The organism is Acinetobacter sp. BIGb0102 (assembly GCF_003815055.1).
Taxonomy (GTDB): domain Bacteria; phylum Pseudomonadota; class Gammaproteobacteria; order Pseudomonadales; family Moraxellaceae; genus Acinetobacter; species Acinetobacter vivianii.
In genome coordinates this window covers 119,673-140,663 of record NZ_RKQE01000014.1, presented here as the reverse complement: position 1 = coordinate 140,663, position 20,991 = coordinate 119,673, and the positions used below count along the sequence as shown (strand labels likewise).

Genomic DNA, 20,991 nt, shown 5'->3' with positions numbered 1-20,991 from the left:
ATTATTTTTTACGTCTTACTCAATCTGGTTATTTTAGCTTAATCTTCCGCCCAATCACGAGTACGTCCGACTGCTTTTAACCAACCTTTATACAGTTTTTCAGTCACTTCCTGACCGCATTCTGGTGTAAAGGTATTTTCAATGGTCATTCTGCTCTTTAACTCGTTCAAGTCAGACCAGAAACCAACTGCCAGACCCGCAAGGAAGGCTGCGCCCATACCCGTTGTCTCTTTCATCGCTGGACGTTCTACCGAAGTGCCCATAATGTCTGCCTGGAACTGCATCAAGAAGTTATTTGCGGTTACACCACCATCCACACGTAAGGTACGTAACTTTTCACCCGAATCCTGTTGCATTGCATCCAGTACATCACGTGTCTGATACGCAATCGATTCCAAGGTCGCACGGATAATGTGTTCAATGCTCACACCACGGGTAATACCCAAAATCGCACCACGTGCAGTCGGATCCCAATACGGTGCACCTAAGCCAGTAAAGGCAGGCACAACATAGACCCCATTGCTATCTTTTACTTTGGTTGCATAGTATTCAGAATCATGTGAGTCATTAATGGCTTTCAGCTCGTCACGTAACCACTGTACACATGAGCCACCATTGAACACTGCACCTTCCAGTGCATAGTTCACTTCACCACGCGCACCACATGCAATGGTTGTCAACAGACCGTGATCTGACTGAACAATACGTTTACCTGTATTCATGAGCAAGAAACAGCCCGTACCGTAGGTATTTTTTGCCTGACCGACTTCAACACACATTTGACCAAACAAGGCTGCCTGTTGATCACCCGCAATCCCGGCAATTGGAATTCCAATTTCCTGACCACTAATCGTGTGGGTATAACCATAGACTTCAGAAGAACTACGCACTTCTGGCAACATTGCTTTTGGAATGTTCAATGCTTCAAGTAGCTTGTCATCCCACTCTAATGTTTCAATATTGAATAACATGGTGCGTGATGCATTGGTGTAATCAGTCACATGGACTTGACCATTGGTCAGTTTCCACAACAACCATGTATCAACTGTACCAAATAACAGTTCGCCACGTTCTGCGCGCTCACGACTTCCCTCAACACGATCAAGAATCCACTTAATTTTTGTTGCCGAGAAATATGGATCAATCACCAAGCCCGTCACTTTACGCACGTAGTCTTGCCAACCATCCTGACGAAGCTGATTACAAATCTCATTGCTTTGACGGCTTTGCCATACAATTGCATTGTAGATAGGTTTACCTGTCTGCTTATCCCAGATGACCGTTGTTTCACGTTGGTTAGTGATCCCAATCGCTGCAATCTGATCACTTGAGATGCTTGCTTGCGCTAAAGCTTCTACCCATACTGCGCTTTGCGTCGCCCAGATTTCCATAGGATCATGCTCAACCCAACCTGGTTGTGGGTAAATTTGCGTAAATTCACGCTGAGCAATACTGATGACATTCGCATCGTGATCCAATACGATTGCACGTGAACTCGTTGTACCTTGGTCAAATGCAACCACGTATTTTTTTTGACTATCTGTAGAGATCATGACATACCTATCCAGACTTGCTTGTGTATAGTGCAATAAATTAAATGCCCGTTAAAAAACGGGCTCTAAATACTGCAAAAAAGCAATGACTTCTGTATTAAATAAAAAACTTGGCAGATTATATGCAAAATTGTTCGAAAACGAAAATTCTTTCTTTAACTTTGAACATAAAAACGATGAATAGCCCGTGTTTTAAAGATAACTCACAATAAAAAACTGTTTTTATGCGATACTAAAAGCAGAAATAACAGGACCATTGATATGAAAAAAACGAATTTATTCTTTCTTGTAAGCGGTACTCTTCTTATTGCAGCCTGTCAAAGCAGTCCACATCAATATAATGGTGTGACTGGCTATCAAATTGAAAATAAAACAACAACTTCGGCGACGATTGCTTATACACTTGCCGCTCACAGCAATCGTGATATTGACGAGAAAAAGTTACAACACGCTTGTAAGCAAGTGTTAGGTGCAGAAAAAAACTACAAAATTTCAGTGCTTAGCGTTAATGAAATTATGAATCCGACACAGCAAGAACAATACGGCGTCAAACTCGGTAACAGTCGCGCAACTTTTGGTCTATCGAACTCACCAGACTTAAATAATAGCGAAGGTTATGCGACCCGTCAGGCGCTTGAAACACGTCCAACTACATTAAAAGTTGTACGTTATACCTGTTCTTGATCAGGCTGATTGCTAAAAGAAAGGACGTATCCAACTCAGAATACGTCCTTTTTTATCATTTTAGAACATCGTGAATAGAGAGATCTTTATCAAATACAGATTTTGCAAAAGGACATAACGGAATCACTTTCACCTGACGCTGCCTGACGAATGCGATTAATTCATGTAGAAGCTTGTGTCCGACACCTTGACCACGAAATTGATCGCTGACATCCGTGTGGTCAATAATTAACATGCTATCTCCTGCCCAGGTATACGCCATTTCTCCCGCTAGCACGCCATCTTCCAACAGCTTGAATGAGCCATGTTTACCATCATCAGTTTGTTCAATTCCCATGTGCGCTCCTCATCTTGTTATTCAATCCAGTCGCAAAATTTCATTTTTTAACTTCAATGTTTTAACATGGGCGTTAACCCTGCTTTGTTAAAATTTTATATTTATTTATGAGGCAATCATGGTCATCCTTAACCACAATCACTTTTATTTAGTACGATAAAAACTCACATTTCGAAACTCTTTGGATTCATCCAGATCAGGCCACGTTGTGGCACTACGTTCGTCAATTTTTAGATATTGAGGATGACTAAAATTCTTCACCCGACTATCTGCCACCCACACTTCGGGTGCAAATTTCAAGAATTCATCTAAAAAGAAACGATTACATTGATCATAGAGTACATCGGCTGCTAGCAGCACATCGACTTGCTCTGCTTGATATAAATCGTCCAGATATTCCAGTTCAACATCATTCAATAGTGCATTTTCACGACATGACGCCAAACTGACAGGATCAATATCACAGCAAATTACTCGTTTTGCGCCCGCCATTTTTGCTGCAATGGCAACCACACCAGATCCAGCACCAAAGTCCAGCACCACTTTATCTTTGACATGGTGCGGCTCTGCCAATAACCATTGCGCCATTGCCAGACCAGATGCCCAACAAAAAATCCAGTACGGTGTTTCATTCCAGATTCTTCGGATCACTTCATCATCTAAACGATCTGTTGGAAATACAGGTGGAATTAACCAGAGTGAAATCGGTGTTTCAGGCAGTTGCTGCGCCAGCAAATCCGTGTTTGGAATCACTTCATGCAATGCTTTAAGCAATTGCTCAGGGGCTTTGGCAAATTGAAAAGTACAGCTCATATTTGTTTAATTCTAAAAAAACCCCTCTTAGCGAGGGGTTATTAATGCTTATCCTAATGCTTTTTCAGCAGCTTCTACGGTTTGACGAATTAATGTGGTGATGGTCATTGGACCTACCCCACCTGGTACTGGTGTATAAGCAGACGCAACTTCTTCGATGCCGACCAACTGGATATCACCTACACCACCACCATCACGTGGATGGAAACCAGCATCAACAACAACTGCACCTTGCTTGATCCAGTCTTTTTGAATTAATTCAGCTTTACCCACTGCACCCACAATAATATCTGCCTGTTTTACAAGATCAGAAAGATTTTGTGTACGTGAATGGCAAATGGTCACAGTTGCATTGGCTTGTAATAGCATCATTGCCATTGGTTTACCCAAAATCGCTGAACGGCCCACCACTACGGCATGTTTACCTGCGATTTCAATCTTGTTTTCTTTTAGAATCGTCATGATGCCCGCTGGTGTTGCAGAACCATATGCTGCTTCGCCCATTGCCATACGACCAAAACCAAGACAAGTCACACCATCCACATCTTTTTCTAATGAAATCGCATCAAAACATGCTCTTTCATCAATTTGTTCAGGCACTGGATGTTGTAACAAGATCCCGTGAACATCTGGATTGGCATTTAATTTTTCAATTTCAGCCAAAAGCTGTTCAGTTGTGGTTTCTTTTGGAAGTTCAACTTTAAGAGAATCCATACCGACACGGCGGCAAGCATTTCCCTTCATACGCACGTAAGTTGCAGATGCGCCATCATCGCCAACCAGAATGGTGGCCAAGATTGGGGTACGCCCCGATTTTGCTTTTAATGCTTCTACACGTACCAACAAATCCGTTTCAATTTGTTTTGCTAATGCACGACCGTCTAAAACCAATGCCACAGCGCATCTCCAAAGTGGGTATGAATGAATTGGGTAAATAATACATGATAATTTGACCAATATTCTTTTAGATGTTGTTTTTATGTGCATATTCGCGATAAACACTATTGTTTTTTTTTTAAAGATTGCTAATATGTGCATCACCAAGAGATGGCGGGGTGGCAGAGTGGTCATGCAGCGGACTGCAACTCCGTGTACGCCGGTTCGATTCCGACCTCCGCCTCCATTGGTAAAGCCCGAGTGGTGAAATCGGTAGACACAGGGGATTTAAAATCCCCCGCCCACAAAGCGTGCCAGTTCGAGTCTGGCCTCGGGCACCATTTTTCAACTAATGAAATATGGTGCAAATAAAAATCCAGCGTAAGCTGGTTTTTTTATGCCTGAAATTTAGATTACAAGAAAAAAGCCAAGCACGATGACTTGGCCTTTGCTACTTTTAAATTTACGCCACCTGTTGAGCAGTTTTCATTGGCAATAAATTTTTATCCAGACTTAACTGATAGCCACGGCTTTGATCAATCGCATATACAGGTTTTTTGATTGAATCCAGATAAATCCATTGGGATTGGACTTGTGTCTCATCAAACTGAACCATCAAATACCCTCTCTGATTCAAATTGCAATAATTCAATTCATCAATCAGTGTATTAAAAGCAAATTCGAATTGCTGTAACTGCGCCAAAGGAATATTCAGATACTTTTCCAAACCCGGTGAAGATACCGAACTTGTGGCAAGCTCTACGCCGACAAATGCCCCATCTTTGCTATATAGATTAGAAGACCATGCATTGTGTGTATCCCCTGCCAGCACCACGACTTTTTTCTTTAATTGCGCCAAAGTGCCATACAGAATTTCACGTTCTGCAAAATAACCATCCCACGCATCAAGGTTATAAGGCGCGACAGTTAACACACGTGCTTTTTCTTGTGCAGTTAACGTCGGATCACCTTTTTGCAAACGGATTTTCAGCGTAATCAGCTCAGCAATCTGTGCATTCATTTTTTCCAAAGTTTCATCACTCGGATTTCCCGAAGTAATTTCTGCCAACGCAAACAGTAACTCAGCAGGTACCAGCATTTTGGTCATAAGAATTTGCTGCCCCAAGACATTCCATGTCGCTGTTGATTGCTGCAATTTTCCAAGCAACCAGTCTCGCTGGGTATAACCCATCAAAGTACGTGCGGGATTAGTTAAATCAGCCTGAAACCTAGCAGTATCCAGTCCTGTAGCTGTCAGATAGTCGTCATAATCAAGTTGTTCATCACGCGCAATAATACGGGTATCTAACATGGTCAACTGCACCAAGCTGCCAAAGTCAAACTGGCGATAAATCTTGGTATGTTGATCATCAACTGGACGAATCGGCATCCATTCAAAATAAGCCTGTAATGCGGCAAGTTTACGCTCTAAGAAAGGCCCTTCATCTGGCTGATGATTTTCAGCCCCTTCCCGCCATGTATCATTGGCTAACTCATGGTCATCCCAGATTACAATAAAGGGATGACGTTGATGTGCTGCCTGCAAATCCAGATCTTCACGATAGAGTGCATAACGCTTGCGATAATCATCCAGCTTGATAATTTCCTTATCATTATCTGCGGGTAATGTTCGTCTCAGCTCCTTCGCTTCTTCTGTCGCATAGCCAGTGGCACCATATTCATAAATATAGTCCCCCAGATGGATGATCACATCGACATTTTGCTTGGCCATTTCACGATAGACATAAAAATAGCCTGCTGGATAATTCGAGCATGAACACACCGCAAAACTGACTTTAGAGGTGCTGGTGGGCAAAGTTTTGGTTCGTCCGACTGGAGAAATTTTATCTCCAAAGATAAAACGGTAGAAATAACTTTGGTCTGGAATCAACCCTGTCGCATCGACCTTCACGGTAAAATCTTGCGATGCAGCCGTTGTCACTTTATCCGTTTTTACGAGCTGCTTAAATTGGTCATCCAGTGCAATTTGCCAAGTGACTTGCAAACGTGCACTGCTGTCATTGGGTGTCAAACGCGTCCATAAGATCACACGATCTTTTAACGGATCACCACTGGCAACCCCATGTTCAAAATTGACTTTTAAAGTTGAAGATTCCTGATCAGAGCTATCATTACACCCTATGAAGCCAACCGATAAAGATAACGCGCCGAAACCGAATAAACTTTTTTGAATGAGTTCCCGCCGAGAAATTTTTGCTGTCATGTGATAGCTACCTTTACTTTTATTCGTTTAAATAAATGAGTAAAGTTAATTAGCCAACATGAAGCTTTGATCTCAGTTTAATGAAATAATCATGAAAAGAAGCCTTTGCCGTTTATTTTTTATCAGATAACTGCATGAATCGCTTGAAAAGAAAGCAAATAGTGAGTTTTACTCTTGCCAAGTTTTAAAGTGTCCTCTATTATTGCGCACATGCCCGAGTGGTGAAATCGGTAGACACAGGGGATTTAAAATCCCCCGCCCACAAAGCGTGCCAGTTCGAGTCTGGCCTCGGGCACCATTTTTCAACTAATGAAATATGGTGCAAATAAAAATCCAGCGTAAGCTGGTTTTTTTATGCCTGAAATTTAACACTACAAAATAAAGATGCCCGAGCAAAAGACTCAGGCATTCGATATAAAACAATAAAAATTATTCCACCCGAATAATTTTACCATTCTCATCATGATGAACAACACTCACTTTCTGCTGACGTCCAGCCTGAATTTCTTGCTCAGGGAGCTCAAAATAACGTGCATAGTCAGGCAGTGTCTTTTCCACCACATGTTTTTGATGCACACGCTTGGCAGGCAACAATCCCCAAAGCAATAACGCAACTGCACACATAAATAAGGCAGTTACACCATGCTCAAGACCATCACTAAATGCCGACATCAAACGCTGGGCAATATGGGTCTTTTGTAATTCAACCAACACCCACACCAAAATAAATGGACGCCATAATAATAACCAGGCTGCCCACATCATTGCGGTTGTTGTTGTCGAAAAATAACGTTTGTGCCATGGGAGCTGGCGACGTACATCAATAATCAAACTGTCTGCTTTCATTGCTTTTTCTCAGCAAAAATGAATCTTTGCGATTCAACGAATTCCACGATCTGGGCTAATCCAACGGGCACGCTTTTCATCATTACGCAACAGGACCTTTGGAAAGGCGACGATTGTAGCAGTAATCGTGATCAACCAAAACACAAATGGGTACCAAATCATCCAATAATAATTTTTCCCTAGGTTTGGTTCATAACGACTATCCATCCATTTGCTTAAAGCAAACTGAATTAAACAGGTTGCCCCCAATAAAATTCCACTACCGTACGGTAAAAATGGTGAGCTAACGATCGCCAATGCCGGTATTGCCAGAATAAAATGCAATAACCAGATCACAGCCATAATAAGCATCAAATATGACCAAATGAGTGTCAAACACAGCTCAAACATCAAAGGCCATAAAAAATTTAATTTGGGTTTTAGGAATACATCAATATTCTTGACCAATACCTGTGCCCCGCCCATAGCCCAACGCAAGCGCTGCTTCCATAGACCGTTCAAAGTTTCAGGCATTAAAATCCACACCAGTGCATTCGGCTCAAAACGTACATCCCAGCCTGCACGTTGCAGTTTCCAGGTAATATCAATGTCTTCGGTCAACATGTTCGGTGACCAATAATCCACTTGATGCACAGCACTTTTACGAAATGCAGTAATCACACCAGATACGGTAAATAAGCGGCCAAAAGTACGCTGAGCACGCTTGATCATACCGACAATCGAGGAAAACTCACCAACCTGAATCCGTCCAAGCAATGTTGAACGAGTCCGAATACGTGGGTTGCCTGTTACAGCCGCAACCGTTGGATCTTCCAGAAAGTGTCGCATCATCCATTTTGCGGCATGTGGATCCAGCAAGGCATCGCCATCAATCCCGATCAGGAATTCAGCATCAGTCATCAAACTGCCTGCTTGCAATCCCATTGCCTTACCCTGATTTTGTGCTAAATGCACCACACGCAATTTGTCATACTGTGTCGCTAAGCGATCCAGTACTTCTCCTGTATTATCAGAACTACCATCATTAATTGCGATGACTTCAAAGTTTGGATAATCCAGTTTCAGTGCATAGCTAATGGTTTCTTCGGCATTGTCCCCTTCATTAAAACAGGGAACCAATACCGCAACTTTTGGGTATTCAGGCAAAGTGGCGGGTTGCTGATAAGGCGGATCCTGACGCTCTTTCCAGTAGAAAATGATTGCTCCAACCATCCACAAATACGACATAAATAAGGGATAGTAAAAAACAAACTTAATGGCGTATGACCACAATAAAGCAATCCAACTCATCTCATTACTCCACTATGGTACTAATTGAGATGATTTTAGACTAAAAGCCTTATGCATTGTTTCTACATCTGGATGTCCTTTGATCGGATCGTCAGGATAATAGGCAATATGCATCGCACCTTGCTCATATAAAGACTTGATTGTCGCTGACATCTCTTCAGAAGGCACCTTTTCATTGTTGCGCCAGTTAATGGCCTGCAACTCCATGACCGTCTTTTTAATGCCATTTGGATATTTTTTCACGCGATTTAAAATATCACTGTAGAACTTTGCTGGATTCTCAGATTGTTCCATATAAGGCATCGCCATGATTGCAGTAAAATCATAACGGTTGATCGATTGCTCTAAGGATTGGGCATACCAGTTTTCCGCATACGGATTTAACGCCACTTGCGCATATAGATTACGGGCAGTAACAAGGAAAGGTTGATATTGACGTACCTCTCCTGCCAGTTCCATCGCAAAATCATCTAAATAACGCGTCTTATACGCTGTCCATTTTTGCAAATCAGCATCATTGTCACGAATTTTTGCCAAATCAGTCGGCAGGCCTTGTTTTGCATAAGCAGCTAAAGCTTCTGGGCTGGCATCTTCATAGTCAGACAAGGTCACATCATCATGGAACAACAAACCATCAAACGGCGTTGATTTAGCTAAATCCTGATAAATTTCCTTAATGGTTTGACGTGCTTCTGGCGAAAATGGGCTAAGGCGGATATAACCCATATTCAAATGGTCACCTTCTTTTGCCTGCTGGGTTTCAACCAGATCTTTGGATACAGGATCCGTTTTTGGCAGTTCCCAAGCCAATAATGGCATCCACGCATATAAACGTTGTACAGGTGTGCGGGTCTGGATTTGCCAAGCCACACGATTAAACAAGTCCGCACGCATTGGAATATGACGGTTCGGGAAATACACCATATCTGCTGAGCCGTTGGCATCTGGATCGGAGAAAGCTTGTAAATAGACGGTATTGACGCCCATGCCATTAATACGGTCAATCAGATGATCCAGATTACGTTCTTGCTGCTTCTCATCTGGATCATAAATATAGTCCAGATCAACATGCATGATTTTCTGCGGGCGATTATTGTCGTTCAGGTTCAGTTCACGGTTTTTAATTTCTTGTGCTAGTGCGCTGGTCGACATACTGCCCTGAATCAGAATACGACTCATATTCTGTAAGGATTGCTTGGCATGGTCTGCCCCATCATCCAGTGTAATGGTAATTGGCATACCGAGCTGTTTCGCGGCTTGTACCAGTTGCATATTATAACGACCATAAGGCCAGACCATAACACGCGGTGAACGAAGACCATGTGCTTTTAGTAGCTCATTGTTCTTTTTCAGGTCTCCAAAAACACGTGCCTGATAAGTTGCATCACTTTCATAGCTTTTGCTTTTTGGATCATAAATTCGTGCAATCGCGGCAGGTTCCAGATTGCCCTGTGGATTGGCATTAATCCCTTGATGCAAATGATAGCTGTGGCTGGCAATTTCTACCAAGCCACTGTTTTGCATTTCTTTAAGTTCTTCCCAACTCAAGATTTTATTACGTGCAATTTCCTCACCACCAAAGTCCACCTTTTGGCCCGCCTTTGGTTCTAGCCACGACCCGACGACAGCCAAAACAACTGGGATTTTTTTCGCACGAATAATTGGATAGGCATTTTGATAAAAAGATTGATAGCCATCATCAACTGTTAATAAAACAGGTTTTGTGGGTAACTTATATTTACCTTGATGTGCCTTGATCAATTGATCAACATTAATAAAGTGATAGCCATTCTTCTTGAGCCAGTCGATATGCTCACTAAACTGTTGTGCAGTCACCGAATAACTAGGAATCAGCGCATCTTTTCTGTCTGTGATTTCATGATAGCCAATGACGGTTAAGGTGGTCGCATCAATTTTTGGTTTTGCCGCAAAAGTAGTGGTGCTTGCAACCACGCCAAACACAAGACCTAAAAATGCATTTAAGGTCGGAGACACTAAACGTGTTGTCATAGAGATATCGTCTCAAGATTAGAAATGTGCTGATCGCAAAGCATGCCTGAATCATCTTACCGTTTATGGAAACACAAGATGAATTAAATGATCAGCTGGGAGTATGGATTGTATTTATAATTTTAAAAACTGAAAATAAACTTAAAAGTATTTTTTATGAAATAAATCACACAATAACTGCATATTGATTAACAAAAATCTAAAAACTCCTAAGATGACAAGCAACATTAGGAGTTTTCAAGCAGTGAGCGAGTTAAATTAATACTGGATTGACTGAAAGTTTGGATGCTCTGCGAGTTGCTGTAAATAATGACGCTCTTTTTGATAAAAATATTTATTTAAACGGTTCACCCATTCTCCACGGCGAAAGGTCAATATTTTTTTATGGACACCATCATATTCCAGCAATACCACATTACTGTCATCTTCCCCTGAGGCTAAGCGGGTAATTTTATAATCATGCGGTGCATATTGATGTGAGGGCTGTAATGATCTCAAAATTTCTACTTTATATTCGCCATCCAGCCAGTAATGTTTATCCATCAGGGCTTTTTCATTGACCCAGAAACCAGTCTGTGCGCCATCATGCGTATCGATCAGAAAAAAATGATCGAGCTCTCTTAATAATTCTGATGCAGTGATATCCAAATAATCATTCATACCCACCTCTACTCACTCAAATTCTTATCGTTGCGTATTGCCATATTTTTATCGTGGATAAACTACAAGTGACTGTTCCCCCATCTACCTGTAGTGATCCGAAGTGCAAATTTTCACGACCTGTATTGAATAATCGCGCTTTAAAATAGAATCGTAGAAAATTGCTCTTTTAACTCAAAGATATACAGGACTGTATACAGAATCAATATTTTTCTCTTGGGTTGTCCTATAATTCAGATAAAAGAAATTTATATAAAAATCAAAATGTTAGTTAGAGATTATATTTATATTAATAGGTGTTTGATTTTAAAGTGATTTAGCTCAAAAATAAGACTAAACCACTTTAATTTTGACATGACAAACGTGTTATTCGTCGCGCGTTTTTACATCAAAAAGTTCGATTTCAAAAGTCAGATTGGCGTTAGCTGGGATAATTTTCCCAATCTTACGTGTGCCATAAGCCAAGTGTGCAGGAACGATTAGTTTACGCTTTCCGCCTACTCGCATCCCCATAATGCCCTGATCCCAACCTTTGATCACACGGCCTGTACCAATCACGGTTTCAAAATAGTTGCCGCGATCAAGTGAAGAATCAAACTTTGTGCCATCTTCCAGCCAGCCTGTATAGTGAGTCGTGATCAAAGCACCACGAACTGCCTCTTTACCTTCACCTACTTTTAAATCAATAATTTCTAATTCTGCAGTCATTTCTATCTCTCCACATTACTCAAACCAAGATTATTGCAATTGTTGCCATTGAATGTCGACCTGACCTTTGTCACTTAACAACGACCATTCTCCATCCATAATATTGAGTTGTAATTGCATAGTACGTTCACATAAGCTTTCAAGTGCTTGCGTGGTTTGAGGAGCCAATTGCCATACTTGCACATTACTTAAGGTTTTAATTTTGCTATTCTTCTGCCACCAGTCGTCCGCCTGTGAGCCATAAGTCACGACAGCCACCTGCTTACAACGTGCGCTGGCCTTTTTGACTTTATCTTCCGATGGGCAACCCACTTCAATCCACTTTTCTAAAAGTCCAGTCAAATCTTTTTGCCATAAAGCAGGCTCATCTGTTTCAAACAGGTCTTTGGTAAATTCCAGATGCTCATCAGCAAAACGTGCATAAGCAAGAATACGAACCATTAAACGCTCAATCGTTTCAGATGGATGCAAAGCAAGTGTCAGTTGGTAATCTGCATAGATATGCTCATCCATATTGGCGATATTCAGGTCTGCCTTATATATTGTTGCTTTTAACGCCATAAACGATACTCTTAAAATGCGGTGCTCTCAAATTTGGCGCTAAGCATACTCTATTTTAGGGGCAAGAATGCGCTGAATTATTCAGGTGGTCGACGAATCTTCAGGATTGCGACAAGCCAACAACTGGGTCTCAAATGCCAGCCAATCCTGCTCAGACTGCGTAATCACCTCAATCCGGTTATCAATGCCCTCTTCGGCAGATTTATAGTTAAATTGCTGCGGATTGAAATTAAAACTTTTCCAGCCCTGATCGGTATTAAAGATTCCCTTAATGCGCACCCAGTCTTGCTGCGCACACAACACATCCAGCAGATCATAAAAATCAAACTGCCAGCGTTTGGGAAGTTTCCAGCCTGCGACCGTATAGCCCTGAGCTGTTTCAATATAATGATAAGGAAGCTGTTTAATCTCAGCGTTTGGTGCATGCATCGGCTGTGCTTGCTGTATCTTTAATAAAGGCTGAATTTTTCGTTGCAGCGCTTGCTGCTGAATATCTAATTGTTGAATATCCACTTGTCCATTTTCAGCTTCAATCCAATATTGGACATAAGGTTCATATTCTTGTTTTAACGCCATATAAGCTTGACGATCTGCTGCTGTCATACAGTCGATATGAGATAACACCACAATTTGTGCCGCTTTGAGTTGATCGGTATATAAGTTTTGCTTCACCCATGCTTCATCATGCAAACGACTACCATCTACCACAATTACCAAAGCTCGCATCGCCAGACTGCTTTGCCAATGTGGCTCAGTCAATTGTTCCAAAAGTTGAGCTGGATGCCCTAAACCCGTCGGCTCGATAAATAAACGGTCAGGCTTGCTTTCAGTTAATAAACGCGCAAGTGCAATTTGCATCGGCAATTGACTACTACAACATAAACAGCCGCCTAATAACTCTTTAACTGCATAACCTTGCTGTTGGCTAATCAATTGCTGATCAACACCAATTTGCCCAAATTCATTCATCAATATGGCCCAAGTCTCATTCTCAGGCTTTTGCGTCAGTAAATGCTGCAATAAAGTGGTTTTACCCGCTCCAAGAAAACCAGAAATAATATGGGTTGGAACCGTTTTGGGAGCAAGAAATTTCACGATGCACTCGCATTAAAAATTTATTTCATTTTAAAGAGAAAAATTTATTAAATAAATTAAAGAATAGAGATTTAATATAACTTGCCTTTTGACTCATTAATTAAAAATAAAGAGATACATGTCACAAACAATATCTAAAAAGATTATTTAATGTTGAAAACTAAATGGTTTATTCAATTAACAGATATTCGTCAAACTTAAATCAATGTTTAAAATACGTAAAAAACCAGCTTGTTTTTTGACCATAAAAACATATTTCCATACATTTTCATCCTTAATTTCTCCATGCTGTTTTACATAGCAACTACATAAAGCGACCCAATATTTCATATTGTTAAGAATGACGTAATAGATTGTTAAGGATGTTGCCGCAAAACCGTTTGGCCCATAGCATGAACCTCATGCCGAAATGAGAGATTTGGATTAACCGAATCATCCATTGATGGCTGTTATTTTAAATGAAATAAGGATGCCAAACATGAAACTTATCAAAACTCTTCTTGCAACAACTCTTACTCTTGCAGCAGCTTCTTCATTTGCAGCAACAGCTGAAGAACAAGCTCAAACTCAAGACCAAGTTGTTGTTTCAACTCAAGAGCAACCTAGTACTCAAGCTGCAACTGATGCTACAGCACCTGCGTCTACTCCAGCACCAACTAACTAAGCAGATCTAAAGATTTCCTCCAAATCTTTAGACCAACATTCGTAATGATCTAACGCTTATTTCATTACCAATGTAAAAAAAGATCGGACCATGCTGCGGTCCGATTTTTTATTTTAAATGATCTACAACTTAAAGCATTAGCACTGCGTTGATTTTTTAAACATACTGCATGAAGGTTGATGGACTTCTTGCAAACGCGTTGCTTTACGTTGCTCTGCTGCCTCAAAACGACAACGTTTCCACTCAGTATCTAAATTTAATTGTGGCACTTCTTTTGGCTTACGCTGCTCGTCAACTGCGACCATGGTGAAATAACAGGTATTGGTATGGCGTATGGTTCTGTTCTGGATATTCTGTGCTTCGACACGAATACCGATTTCCATTGAAGTACGGCCAACGTGGTTCACACTGGCCAAAAATGTCACCAGTTCCCCCACATAAATCGGCTCTTTGAAATTTACGCGGTCAACCGATAAAGTCACCACATAGCTCCCCGAGTATCGACTTGCACAAGCATACGCAACTTGATCTAACAGCTTGAGGATCGTACCCCCATGAACATTGCCTGAAAAGTTTGCCATATCAGGCGTCATCAAAACGGTCATGGTCAACTCTGACTGGTCGTCAGGTGCCTGGTTCGCTTGATCTAATTGATACATGAGAAGAGCTCATTAAGAATGCAACCTCATTATTATCGTTTATTCATGAAGATAAAAATATGCGCAAAATGCTAAAACATCATCAATTATTTTTATGATCTTTCTATTTATTCATTTGAAATAATGACATTAAAGCTGCTTCTACAAGAGAGATGACATTCTCTCCCACATAAAAACAGCTCCAATTTCAAAAAATCAGATTCTAAGCGGTTTAGCTTAGATTGGCTGAACGAATCAGTCCTACTACGCCATTCACGATCATATCAATCGCAATCGTACCAATCAGCAAGGCAGATAAACGACCAACAATATCAAAATACCGGTCAATATATTTGGCATGTTTATAGCGAAGATGATCATGACCAAATTTCATCAGGATGAGAATACTACAAGTCAAAATCAAGGTTAATGCGATCACCGCCATTGCGCCTGTAAAAGGTACGCTCACCCCTGTTACAACCGCCGCACTAATCGTACCTGGGCCGATCATAAAAGGCATCGCAATTGTGCCCGCCAGATGCTCAGGTGCGCCGCGCATTTCACCAATGGTTTCTGCGCCCTGAAACACATAACGATAGCCAATGACCAGAAAGATTAAACCGCCAAAAATTTGAAAAGATTCAAAACGCACATTCAAATAGCGACTAAAAATATTCTCGCCGCCCCATGCAAACAGGATAAATACCCCAAAAGCAATCAAACTCCCCTGAATTAATGCCTTACTAAATATCTTGGCATCCGTATTGCGGATCATCCCCACCATATAAACACTCATCAGGAAGGGATTTAAGAGTGAGAAAAATAATGCAAACGCATGAATATAAGGAGAAAACATGGCACTCTCGTTATCAGCGGAAAATATTAAAAACGATCAACATAAAAATCAGATATCGCGCTTATGAACCTACGACCAATGACTTACAACGCGGTGTCACATTCTTGAGCTGATCATCTTTATTCAGATCCAATGTCACCCCTAGCCCCAACAGACTCACGCGTATTTTTGCATTGCTATTATTTAATGCTTTCACATTAAATTTCACGCCTTGATCACTGTAAAGCATATTGTCGACCAATTTCACCTTATAAGACATCGCTTCCTTACGATCGTCCAGACACAATACGCCACTTCCCTGACGATTCAGATTTAAGACGGCCATTGACAAACCCGCCTCCCCTGACCAACTCCCTGAAAATGGTAGTTGGGTAGCACTTAACTGATTAAATTGAGCGGGTGTCATAGTTGTTATCGAAGTACAGCCCACCAAAGCAAAAGCGAAAATCCCGGGTAATAAAATGCTCTTCACAACCATCACCTAAACTAATAAAAATAAAAGAATTCCTTCTATTTTCCCACATTTAAGCTTTTTTTAATTTGTAGCGCATGTATATAGCTAGTATCGGAAATGTTAAGAAATTTAGATCACTTCGACGTTACTCTGCTATTTTTTCAATAGTGATCTAAAAATAATAATTTTGAATGAGAATATAAAAATGTTCATTCTTATCTTAATAAATCACTCCGACTCCATTAAATGTGAGCACTTTGTAATAATTAATTTAAATATAAAATTATGTCTTGATTTCTACTCGATTCATCTGTAGATTTTCTTTTTGAGCGAGTAATTCAAATGACTTTCCAAACGATCTTTGAAACCTTTCAAACACTTCCAAATGGAACGGATGCTTACAAACAAATAAAAAACCAATGTGAACAGGCAATTATTAATGCCGAAAACCCTCTAGAGCATTGTGCTTTATTGCTGGTTTATGGTTTCACAAAAAACTATGTTTTGCTCTACGAAGATCAACCTGTCACCCCTGATTTTTCAAACAAGGTAAAAGCCCAACTCACTCATTATATGCAGGAAATCAATACTGCTTTAACCACCGGGGATGCAGCTTCAATCCTGAGCGCCTTAAATCATATTTCTAAACAATACATCGATAGTTCTAGAATTTTCTAGTGAGTTAAAGCGCGGAAAATAAAGGACAAGGTTCATCTATTTTCAGTATAGCTTCTAAATAACGTCTCATTATATTTTTATACTGAGATTATTATTTAGAAGCGACTCAATATAAATACAATATGAGAATTTTAAAATACTTCTCATCTAATATGTCGTGCATAAAAACATATAATATTTATCTTAAAGTGTAATATTTATATTTTTTAGATCAGAATTTTCTTTGCGTGACTCACAATATGTTCAGTTAAAAGCTGCAACGGATTGGATTGCTGATTCCAGTGATGCCAATACAATGGCACTTCTATTTTCGCTTCTGGTAGCAACTCAACCAGAGCATCCGTTTTATTTTCACTCACCAACTGAAGCTCTGGCACCATGCCATAGCCCAGTCCCAATTTAATTGCAGTCACAAAAGATTCTGAAGAAGGAATGAAATGACAAGGATAGCTGCCTTTCATTAGACCGTAACTTTTTTCCAGAATATCGAAATGCATACGATCTTTATCATTAAAGATAATCGCAGGTGTGGTCCTTAAGCTTTCCCGATGAATACCGTCTGCAAACCATTTTTGACTAAATTGTTGAGTCGCGACCATTCGATAACGCATCACACCCAAATATTCAGCATGACAGCCCCGCATCGGCTTATCTTCAATTGAAATACAGGCACTGACCGTTCCCTTCTCTAATAAGGAATAGGTATGAGACTGGTCATCTATTCGAATCTCAAGCGCAATTTTCTGTTTGATCAGAACGTCTTTTAAGGTCGGCAATAACCATGTCGCCAGAGAATCAGCATTTGAAGCAATCACCGCCTTAAAAAAGTTTGATTCAGCGCCACCCGTCAGATCGTGCAGCATGTTTTGCTCTAAACGCTTTACATGCTGCAAATGCTCAAATAACTGTTGTCCAGCTTGGGTAAGAGCACAAGGACGACCACGGATCAATAACAGCTTGCCCAACTCTTTTTCCAAAGCCTGCACTCTCAATGTGACAGCAGAAGAGGTAATGCAAAGCTGTGCCCCCGCCTGTTCAAAACTTCCATGCTCCGCAACTGCGAAAAAAGCTTCACATTGTTTAGTATCTAGCATCACAAACCTTAAAAAAATTTAGGTAACCCAAAACAATCTTAATTTTACTGACTTTTCTAATTTAAAAAAGATAATAGCAAACATAAATTTTCAATACGCAAAATCTCCCTTTCTTTCAAGATCAGATTGAATACTCCGTCTGAAGTTAAATCAGCGGCATCAGCTCAGATCCAGAAAGATAAATCCATCTCCACCACAATTATTGAGGAGCTAAAAATATGACCGCATTCTTCTACGGGCTAGGCATCGGCTTTTCTTTAATTTTAGCTATTGGCGCACAAAATGCTTTTGTATTAAAACAAGGCTTAAAACAGCAGCACGTTTTTTGGGTCTGTTTAATCTGTGCACTTTCTGATTCTATTCTGATCTATTTAGGTGTGACTGGTTTCTCGAAAATTGTTGTCGATTATCCTTTAATTGTCACGCTTGCAAAATATTTTGGTGCAGCATTCTTATTTCTCTATGGACTCAGAAATTTTTATTCAGCCATTCACAATAATGCTGGACTCAATCCAAGTGAAATCGAGAAAGACTCATTACTTAAAATTATAGGTATGTGTCTTGCCTTCACCTGGCTGAATCCACATGTGTACTTGGATACCGTGATTCTAGTAGGTTCTATTTCTGTGCAGTTTGCAGATCAGATTTATTTATTTGCAGCAGGCACTATTCTGGCTTCATGGATTTTCTTCTTTGCTCTCGGTTACGGTGCAAAAGTATTGCTACCTTTATTTAAGAAAGCCGTTTCATGGAAAATTCTAGATGTGCTGGTCGGTATCATGATGTGGGCGATTGCCACTAAATTATTGTTCTAAATCATCAGATAAGAAAAAAACCCTTGTTTTCACAAGGGCTTTTTCGTATTTGGCGGAAGCGGTGAGATTCGAACTCACTAAAATACTTTTCAATAGATTCTATTAAAGTTTAGTTCATTATTTATCAATCAATTACACTTCAATAGAATCTTTTAGATTTTACTATTTGTGCCAAGTTTTGTGTCAAAGTCTTTTATAAAGCTATACTCATTTTCAAGAATTTCATTCCAATAAATGACGAAATTTTACTAGTAAATTGATAGTAGCCCTATTCACAACCAGACCTAAATTCCCATTGCTGATAAGTTTTAGCTTTATTAAACATTTCTAGCTCTCCCTCTTTGAATAAGGTTTTTATGGGTTTCTTCGTAGACGAACTTTTTACCCCGCATATTCCCCCTTCAGCAGAAAGAATCGTTAAAAAAGCTTTGTTCGTTAATGGGTCTGAGTAAAGCTTTCTTATATATCTACGCGTTACTATGTACCTAGAATCCTTCAATAAATCATCTAAATGTGAGGGATATTTGTTTTTTCTTGCCCACTTAAATAATATTGCCTAATGGCTTCCCGATATATCTTACCCACATATAAAAGTTCTTGTTCTTTCTGCCTTTGGTCCATCAAAGAAAAAATCTCTAAACTCTTCCCTAATCCTAACCCCAATAAAAAAACAAAAAAAAGCATCCAAAGATAGGTAATCCCTTGCTGAAAGAATAGCCTAGAACCAATCATCTCTCATCACCAACTTGTATATTCAGTACCATCCTTCGCTTTTCCTAGTGCCCCACTTTTGATATCAGTAATCTGCTTTTTACTATTTTCTTCCGTATAAACAAACTGCCAAGTATCATCGCGATGAGTAACTGTATCCGTAGGAACTTTCCTTAAATAACGTTTTTCTACTAACTCTTGTAGTGTAGATGGATATTCCCCCCTTATCGGCATAATATTGATCTATTGAATGTCGAATCGTGGATAAATTTTCTTTTAATGCGGCATCCTGTGCCCGATCTGTTTGCTGAATATAGCGAGGCACAACAATACTAAGTAATAAAGCCACAATAGCAAGCACAACCAATAGCTCGATTAGGGTAAAGCCAAAACGAAACTTCATCTGTTACCAATCCTTGTACAGGCGGCCATTTAGACCTATTTTTGTACTCAGCTGCATATTCTCTTTTAATTGACCACTGATTCTCTTATAAACCTGACCAGCTAAAATCTTTTTAAACTGACCAGACATCACAAATAGATTGAACATACCAAAGTAAAGTTGCTTAAAAGTAAAGCTCATTCATCTTATGATATGTCTCACAGTCCAACACTCTTATTAAAGCTGCACCTAATTTAAAACATCTTCCATGAATTTGATGTTGGAATTGATACTTCTGATGTCATTTTCCAATTTCTGCTGATGTACAATAAAATACTTTTCAAGTGTTTTATCATCTGCCAAGAGAGTCTGAATAAAATTTATATTGTTTTCTTTATCTTTAATTTGACCTAAAAATTCTGTCTTTTTTGCTAAAAATACTTTTTCAAGTTTTTGTTTTTTAAATTTTTCTCTTAGATTATCTAACCGATGTGTCTCTTTATAGCTAAAGGCCCTTCTTGTAGATTGAGATCCATCTACTTCCAAATAATGGCATTTTACTAAAACTCTTAATCCTGCATACATTAGGCGTCGATGTTGTTCAACCTTGGAACTTTTACCCATGCCCATTTTTTCCCAGAAATGCTTGGCTTGCCAATTCTTAATTTCATGATTTGCAAAAATATCCATAAACTCATCGTATAAAGGTAAATTTACGGTTTTTCTCATGACGGGCTGTCCTTTATGTAAAAGAGGATTATAGTCCGTGGATATATAGTCCTCAATTGGTGATATTTCTGTTTTTTGAGCAGTTAGTTTCAAATGTCAGAATTATCCAACGTAATTGGTCAATTAATTCGCAATAGAAGAACGCAAAGAAGCATCACGCAAGAAGCTCTTGCATTACAGTGTGGTATTGATCGTAGTTATATGGGTCGCATAGAACGTGGAGAGGTCAACCTTACTGTTGAAAAACTATATGAAATTGCGTCTGCATTAGAAATCAATGCCAAAGAATTATTACCATAGCACCAATGTCTAA

General features: G+C 39.8%; 24 protein-coding genes and 3 tRNA genes. 8 read left to right on the top strand and 19 right to left on the bottom strand.

Annotated elements, in window-relative coordinates; genetic code table 11:
* Window positions 1-38 precede the first annotated feature (38 nt).
* Window positions 39-1,553, bottom strand: coding sequence for a glycerol kinase GlpK (gene glpK / locus EC846_RS13980; protein ID WP_047426602.1), 1,515 nt, complete (start codon window positions 1,551-1,553; stop codon window positions 39-41).
* 261 nt (window positions 1,554-1,814) lie between these two features.
* On the opposite strand from glpK, the gene EC846_RS13975 reads away from it, so the two are divergent.
* Window positions 1,815-2,237 carry a hypothetical protein gene (locus EC846_RS13975; RefSeq protein ID WP_004770368.1) on the top strand — a complete coding sequence of 141 codons (423 nt, stop codon included), beginning with the start codon at window positions 1,815-1,817 and terminating at the stop codon, window positions 2,235-2,237.
* Window positions 2,238-2,292: 55 nt separating this feature from the next.
* Here EC846_RS13975 and EC846_RS13970 read toward each other — a convergent pair whose 3' ends face one another.
* From EC846_RS13970 to folD, 3 genes are all read right to left on the bottom strand, one after another.
* Complete coding sequence (locus EC846_RS13970; protein ID WP_004770370.1) at window positions 2,293-2,574, bottom strand: GNAT family N-acetyltransferase; 282 nt, start codon at window positions 2,572-2,574, stop codon at window positions 2,293-2,295.
* 144 nt (window positions 2,575-2,718) lie between these two features.
* Window positions 2,719-3,387, bottom strand: a complete 669-nt coding sequence (locus EC846_RS13965; protein ID WP_069576236.1) for a class I SAM-dependent methyltransferase — start codon at window positions 3,385-3,387, stop codon at window positions 2,719-2,721.
* Window positions 3,388-3,435: 48 nt separating this feature from the next.
* A complete protein-coding gene (folD, locus tag EC846_RS13960; protein WP_123775527.1) occupies window positions 3,436-4,284 on the bottom strand; it encodes a bifunctional methylenetetrahydrofolate dehydrogenase/methenyltetrahydrofolate cyclohydrolase FolD in 849 nt (282 codons plus the stop codon).
* A 152-nt stretch (window positions 4,285-4,436) separates the two neighbouring features.
* On the opposite strand from folD, the gene EC846_RS13955 reads away from it, so the two are divergent.
* Window positions 4,437-4,510 (top strand) — tRNA-Cys (locus tag EC846_RS13955).
* A gap of 8 nt (window positions 4,511-4,518) precedes the next feature.
* A tRNA-Leu gene (locus EC846_RS13950) sits at window positions 4,519-4,604 on the top strand.
* Between the two features lie 122 nt (window positions 4,605-4,726).
* Here the strand turns inward: EC846_RS13950 and EC846_RS13945 are convergent.
* Window positions 4,727-6,487, bottom strand: coding sequence for an alkaline phosphatase D family protein (locus EC846_RS13945; protein ID WP_123775526.1), 1,761 nt, complete (start codon window positions 6,485-6,487; stop codon window positions 4,727-4,729).
* Between the two features lie 212 nt (window positions 6,488-6,699).
* On the opposite strand from EC846_RS13945, the gene EC846_RS13940 reads away from it, so the two are divergent.
* Window positions 6,700-6,785, top strand: a tRNA-Leu gene (locus EC846_RS13940).
* Window positions 6,786-6,916: 131 nt separating this feature from the next.
* Here EC846_RS13940 and pgaD read toward each other — a convergent pair.
* The 7 genes from pgaD to EC846_RS13905 form a co-directional block, all read right to left on the bottom strand.
* Window positions 6,917-7,333 (bottom strand): poly-beta-1,6-N-acetyl-D-glucosamine biosynthesis protein PgaD, encoded by a 417-nt coding sequence (pgaD, locus tag EC846_RS13935; RefSeq protein WP_005259094.1) that lies wholly within the window; start codon window positions 7,331-7,333, stop codon window positions 6,917-6,919.
* Between the two features lie 33 nt (window positions 7,334-7,366).
* Window positions 7,367-8,623, bottom strand: coding sequence for a poly-beta-1,6-N-acetyl-D-glucosamine synthase (gene pgaC, locus EC846_RS13930; protein ID WP_123775525.1), 1,257 nt, complete (start codon window positions 8,621-8,623; stop codon window positions 7,367-7,369).
* Window positions 8,624-8,635: 12 nt separating this feature from the next.
* Entirely contained in the window at window positions 8,636-10,633 is a 1,998-nt protein-coding gene (gene pgaB, locus EC846_RS13925) for a poly-beta-1,6-N-acetyl-D-glucosamine N-deacetylase PgaB (RefSeq protein WP_004770377.1), read from the bottom strand.
* Window positions 10,634-10,891: 258 nt separating this feature from the next.
* Entirely contained in the window at window positions 10,892-11,293 is a 402-nt protein-coding gene (locus EC846_RS13920; RefSeq protein ID WP_004770378.1) for a hypothetical protein, read from the bottom strand.
* A 366-nt stretch (window positions 11,294-11,659) separates the two neighbouring features.
* On the bottom strand, window positions 11,660-12,001 hold the full coding sequence (locus EC846_RS13915; protein WP_004770379.1) for an FKBP-type peptidyl-prolyl cis-trans isomerase: 342 nt from the start codon (window positions 11,999-12,001) through the stop codon (window positions 11,660-11,662).
* A 30-nt stretch (window positions 12,002-12,031) separates the two neighbouring features.
* A complete protein-coding gene (locus EC846_RS13910) occupies window positions 12,032-12,562 on the bottom strand; it encodes a YaeQ family protein (RefSeq protein WP_123775524.1) in 531 nt (176 codons plus the stop codon).
* 81 nt (window positions 12,563-12,643) lie between these two features.
* On the bottom strand, window positions 12,644-13,657 hold the full coding sequence (locus tag EC846_RS13905) for a CobW family GTP-binding protein (protein WP_069576228.1): 1,014 nt from the start codon (window positions 13,655-13,657) through the stop codon (window positions 12,644-12,646).
* Between the two features lie 478 nt (window positions 13,658-14,135).
* Here EC846_RS13905 and EC846_RS13900 point away from each other — a divergent pair, with 478 nt between their 5' ends.
* Window positions 14,136-14,321: a hypothetical protein gene (locus EC846_RS13900; protein ID WP_123775523.1), complete on the top strand. Its 186-nt coding sequence runs from the start codon at window positions 14,136-14,138 to the stop codon at window positions 14,319-14,321.
* A 137-nt stretch (window positions 14,322-14,458) separates the two neighbouring features.
* Here the strand turns inward: EC846_RS13900 and EC846_RS13895 are convergent, their stop codons facing one another.
* From EC846_RS13895 to EC846_RS13885, 3 genes are all read right to left on the bottom strand, one after another.
* Window positions 14,459-14,980: an acyl-CoA thioesterase gene (locus tag EC846_RS13895; RefSeq protein ID WP_004770386.1), complete on the bottom strand. Its 522-nt coding sequence runs from the start codon at window positions 14,978-14,980 to the stop codon at window positions 14,459-14,461.
* Window positions 14,981-15,191: 211 nt separating this feature from the next.
* On the bottom strand, window positions 15,192-15,815 hold the full coding sequence (locus EC846_RS13890) for a MarC family protein (protein ID WP_004770387.1): 624 nt from the start codon (window positions 15,813-15,815) through the stop codon (window positions 15,192-15,194).
* 61 nt (window positions 15,816-15,876) lie between these two features.
* Window positions 15,877-16,293: a J517_1871 family lipoprotein gene (locus EC846_RS13885; protein WP_123775522.1), complete on the bottom strand. Its 417-nt coding sequence runs from the start codon at window positions 16,291-16,293 to the stop codon at window positions 15,877-15,879.
* Window positions 16,294-16,611: 318 nt separating this feature from the next.
* Here EC846_RS13885 and EC846_RS13880 point away from each other — a divergent pair, with 318 nt between their 5' ends.
* Window positions 16,612-16,947 (top strand): hypothetical protein, encoded by a 336-nt coding sequence (locus EC846_RS13880; RefSeq protein WP_123775521.1) that lies wholly within the window; start codon window positions 16,612-16,614, stop codon window positions 16,945-16,947.
* Window positions 16,948-17,153: 206 nt separating this feature from the next.
* On the opposite strand, the gene EC846_RS13875 is transcribed toward EC846_RS13880, so the two are convergent.
* Window positions 17,154-18,041 carry an ArgP/LysG family DNA-binding transcriptional regulator gene (locus tag EC846_RS13875; RefSeq protein ID WP_123775520.1) on the bottom strand — a complete coding sequence of 296 codons (888 nt, stop codon included), beginning with the start codon at window positions 18,039-18,041 and terminating at the stop codon, window positions 17,154-17,156.
* Window positions 18,042-18,259: 218 nt separating this feature from the next.
* Here EC846_RS13875 and EC846_RS13870 point away from each other — a divergent pair, with 218 nt between their 5' ends.
* The gene (locus EC846_RS13870) at window positions 18,260-18,856 is read left to right on the top strand and encodes a LysE/ArgO family amino acid transporter (protein ID WP_004770393.1); all 597 of its coding nucleotides are present in this window, start codon (window positions 18,260-18,262) and stop codon (window positions 18,854-18,856) included.
* 507 nt (window positions 18,857-19,363) lie between these two features.
* On the opposite strand, the gene EC846_RS18495 is transcribed toward EC846_RS13870, so the two are convergent.
* From EC846_RS18495 to EC846_RS13855, 3 genes are all read right to left on the bottom strand, one after another.
* Window positions 19,364-19,588, bottom strand: coding sequence for a hypothetical protein (locus tag EC846_RS18495; protein WP_228200684.1), 225 nt, complete (start codon window positions 19,586-19,588; stop codon window positions 19,364-19,366).
* A 115-nt stretch (window positions 19,589-19,703) separates the two neighbouring features.
* The gene (locus EC846_RS13860; RefSeq protein ID WP_228200683.1) at window positions 19,704-19,970 is read right to left on the bottom strand and encodes a type II secretion system protein; all 267 of its coding nucleotides are present in this window, start codon (window positions 19,968-19,970) and stop codon (window positions 19,704-19,706) included.
* A 228-nt stretch (window positions 19,971-20,198) separates the two neighbouring features.
* On the bottom strand, window positions 20,199-20,678 hold the full coding sequence (locus tag EC846_RS13855; protein ID WP_002047820.1) for a hypothetical protein: 480 nt from the start codon (window positions 20,676-20,678) through the stop codon (window positions 20,199-20,201).
* A gap of 93 nt (window positions 20,679-20,771) precedes the next feature.
* Between EC846_RS13855 and EC846_RS13850 the strand changes: the two genes are divergently transcribed.
* The gene (locus EC846_RS13850) at window positions 20,772-20,978 is read left to right on the top strand and encodes a helix-turn-helix domain-containing protein (protein ID WP_002047802.1); all 207 of its coding nucleotides are present in this window, start codon (window positions 20,772-20,774) and stop codon (window positions 20,976-20,978) included.
* Window positions 20,979-20,991 lie beyond the last annotated feature (13 nt).

Excerpts from the sequence above, each read along its gene's own strand:
- glpK (WP_047426602.1), bottom strand. The coding sequence starts at position 1,553 with ATGATCTCTACAGATAGTCAAAAAAAATACGTGGTTGCATTTGACCAA.
- EC846_RS13975 (WP_004770368.1), top strand. The coding sequence starts at position 1,815 with ATGAAAAAAACGAATTTATTCTTTCTTGTAAGCGGTACTCTTCTTATT.
- EC846_RS13970 (WP_004770370.1), bottom strand. The coding sequence starts at position 2,574 with ATGGGAATTGAACAAACTGATGATGGTAAACATGGCTCATTCAAGCTG.
- EC846_RS13965 (WP_069576236.1), bottom strand. The coding sequence starts at position 3,387 with ATGAGCTGTACTTTTCAATTTGCCAAAGCCCCTGAGCAATTGCTTAAA.
- EC846_RS13945 (WP_123775526.1), bottom strand. The coding sequence starts at position 6,487 with ATGACAGCAAAAATTTCTCGGCGGGAACTCATTCAAAAAAGTTTATTC.
- pgaD (WP_005259094.1), bottom strand. The coding sequence starts at position 7,333 with ATGAAAGCAGACAGTTTGATTATTGATGTACGTCGCCAGCTCCCATGG.
- pgaC (WP_123775525.1), bottom strand. The coding sequence starts at position 8,623 with ATGAGTTGGATTGCTTTATTGTGGTCATACGCCATTAAGTTTGTTTTT.
- pgaB (WP_004770377.1), bottom strand. The coding sequence starts at position 10,633 with ATGACAACACGTTTAGTGTCTCCGACCTTAAATGCATTTTTAGGTCTT.
- EC846_RS13920 (WP_004770378.1), bottom strand. The coding sequence starts at position 11,293 with ATGAATGATTATTTGGATATCACTGCATCAGAATTATTAAGAGAGCTC.
- EC846_RS13915 (WP_004770379.1), bottom strand. The coding sequence starts at position 12,001 with ATGACTGCAGAATTAGAAATTATTGATTTAAAAGTAGGTGAAGGTAAA.
- EC846_RS13910 (WP_123775524.1), bottom strand. The coding sequence starts at position 12,562 with ATGGCGTTAAAAGCAACAATATATAAGGCAGACCTGAATATCGCCAAT.
- EC846_RS13900 (WP_123775523.1), top strand. The coding sequence starts at position 14,136 with ATGAAACTTATCAAAACTCTTCTTGCAACAACTCTTACTCTTGCAGCA.
- EC846_RS13895 (WP_004770386.1), bottom strand. The coding sequence starts at position 14,980 with ATGTATCAATTAGATCAAGCGAACCAGGCACCTGACGACCAGTCAGAG.
- EC846_RS13890 (WP_004770387.1), bottom strand. The coding sequence starts at position 15,815 with ATGTTTTCTCCTTATATTCATGCGTTTGCATTATTTTTCTCACTCTTA.
- EC846_RS13885 (WP_123775522.1), bottom strand. The coding sequence starts at position 16,293 with ATGGTTGTGAAGAGCATTTTATTACCCGGGATTTTCGCTTTTGCTTTG.
- EC846_RS13880 (WP_123775521.1), top strand. The coding sequence starts at position 16,612 with ATGACTTTCCAAACGATCTTTGAAACCTTTCAAACACTTCCAAATGGA.
- EC846_RS13875 (WP_123775520.1), bottom strand. The coding sequence starts at position 18,041 with ATGCTAGATACTAAACAATGTGAAGCTTTTTTCGCAGTTGCGGAGCAT.
- EC846_RS13870 (WP_004770393.1), top strand. The coding sequence starts at position 18,260 with ATGACCGCATTCTTCTACGGGCTAGGCATCGGCTTTTCTTTAATTTTA.
- EC846_RS18495 (WP_228200684.1), bottom strand. The coding sequence starts at position 19,588 with ATGATTGGTTCTAGGCTATTCTTTCAGCAAGGGATTACCTATCTTTGG.
- EC846_RS13860 (WP_228200683.1), bottom strand. The coding sequence starts at position 19,970 with ATGAAGTTTCGTTTTGGCTTTACCCTAATCGAGCTATTGGTTGTGCTT.
- EC846_RS13855 (WP_002047820.1), bottom strand. The coding sequence starts at position 20,678 with ATGAGAAAAACCGTAAATTTACCTTTATACGATGAGTTTATGGATATT.
- EC846_RS13850 (WP_002047802.1), top strand. The coding sequence starts at position 20,772 with ATGTCAGAATTATCCAACGTAATTGGTCAATTAATTCGCAATAGAAGA.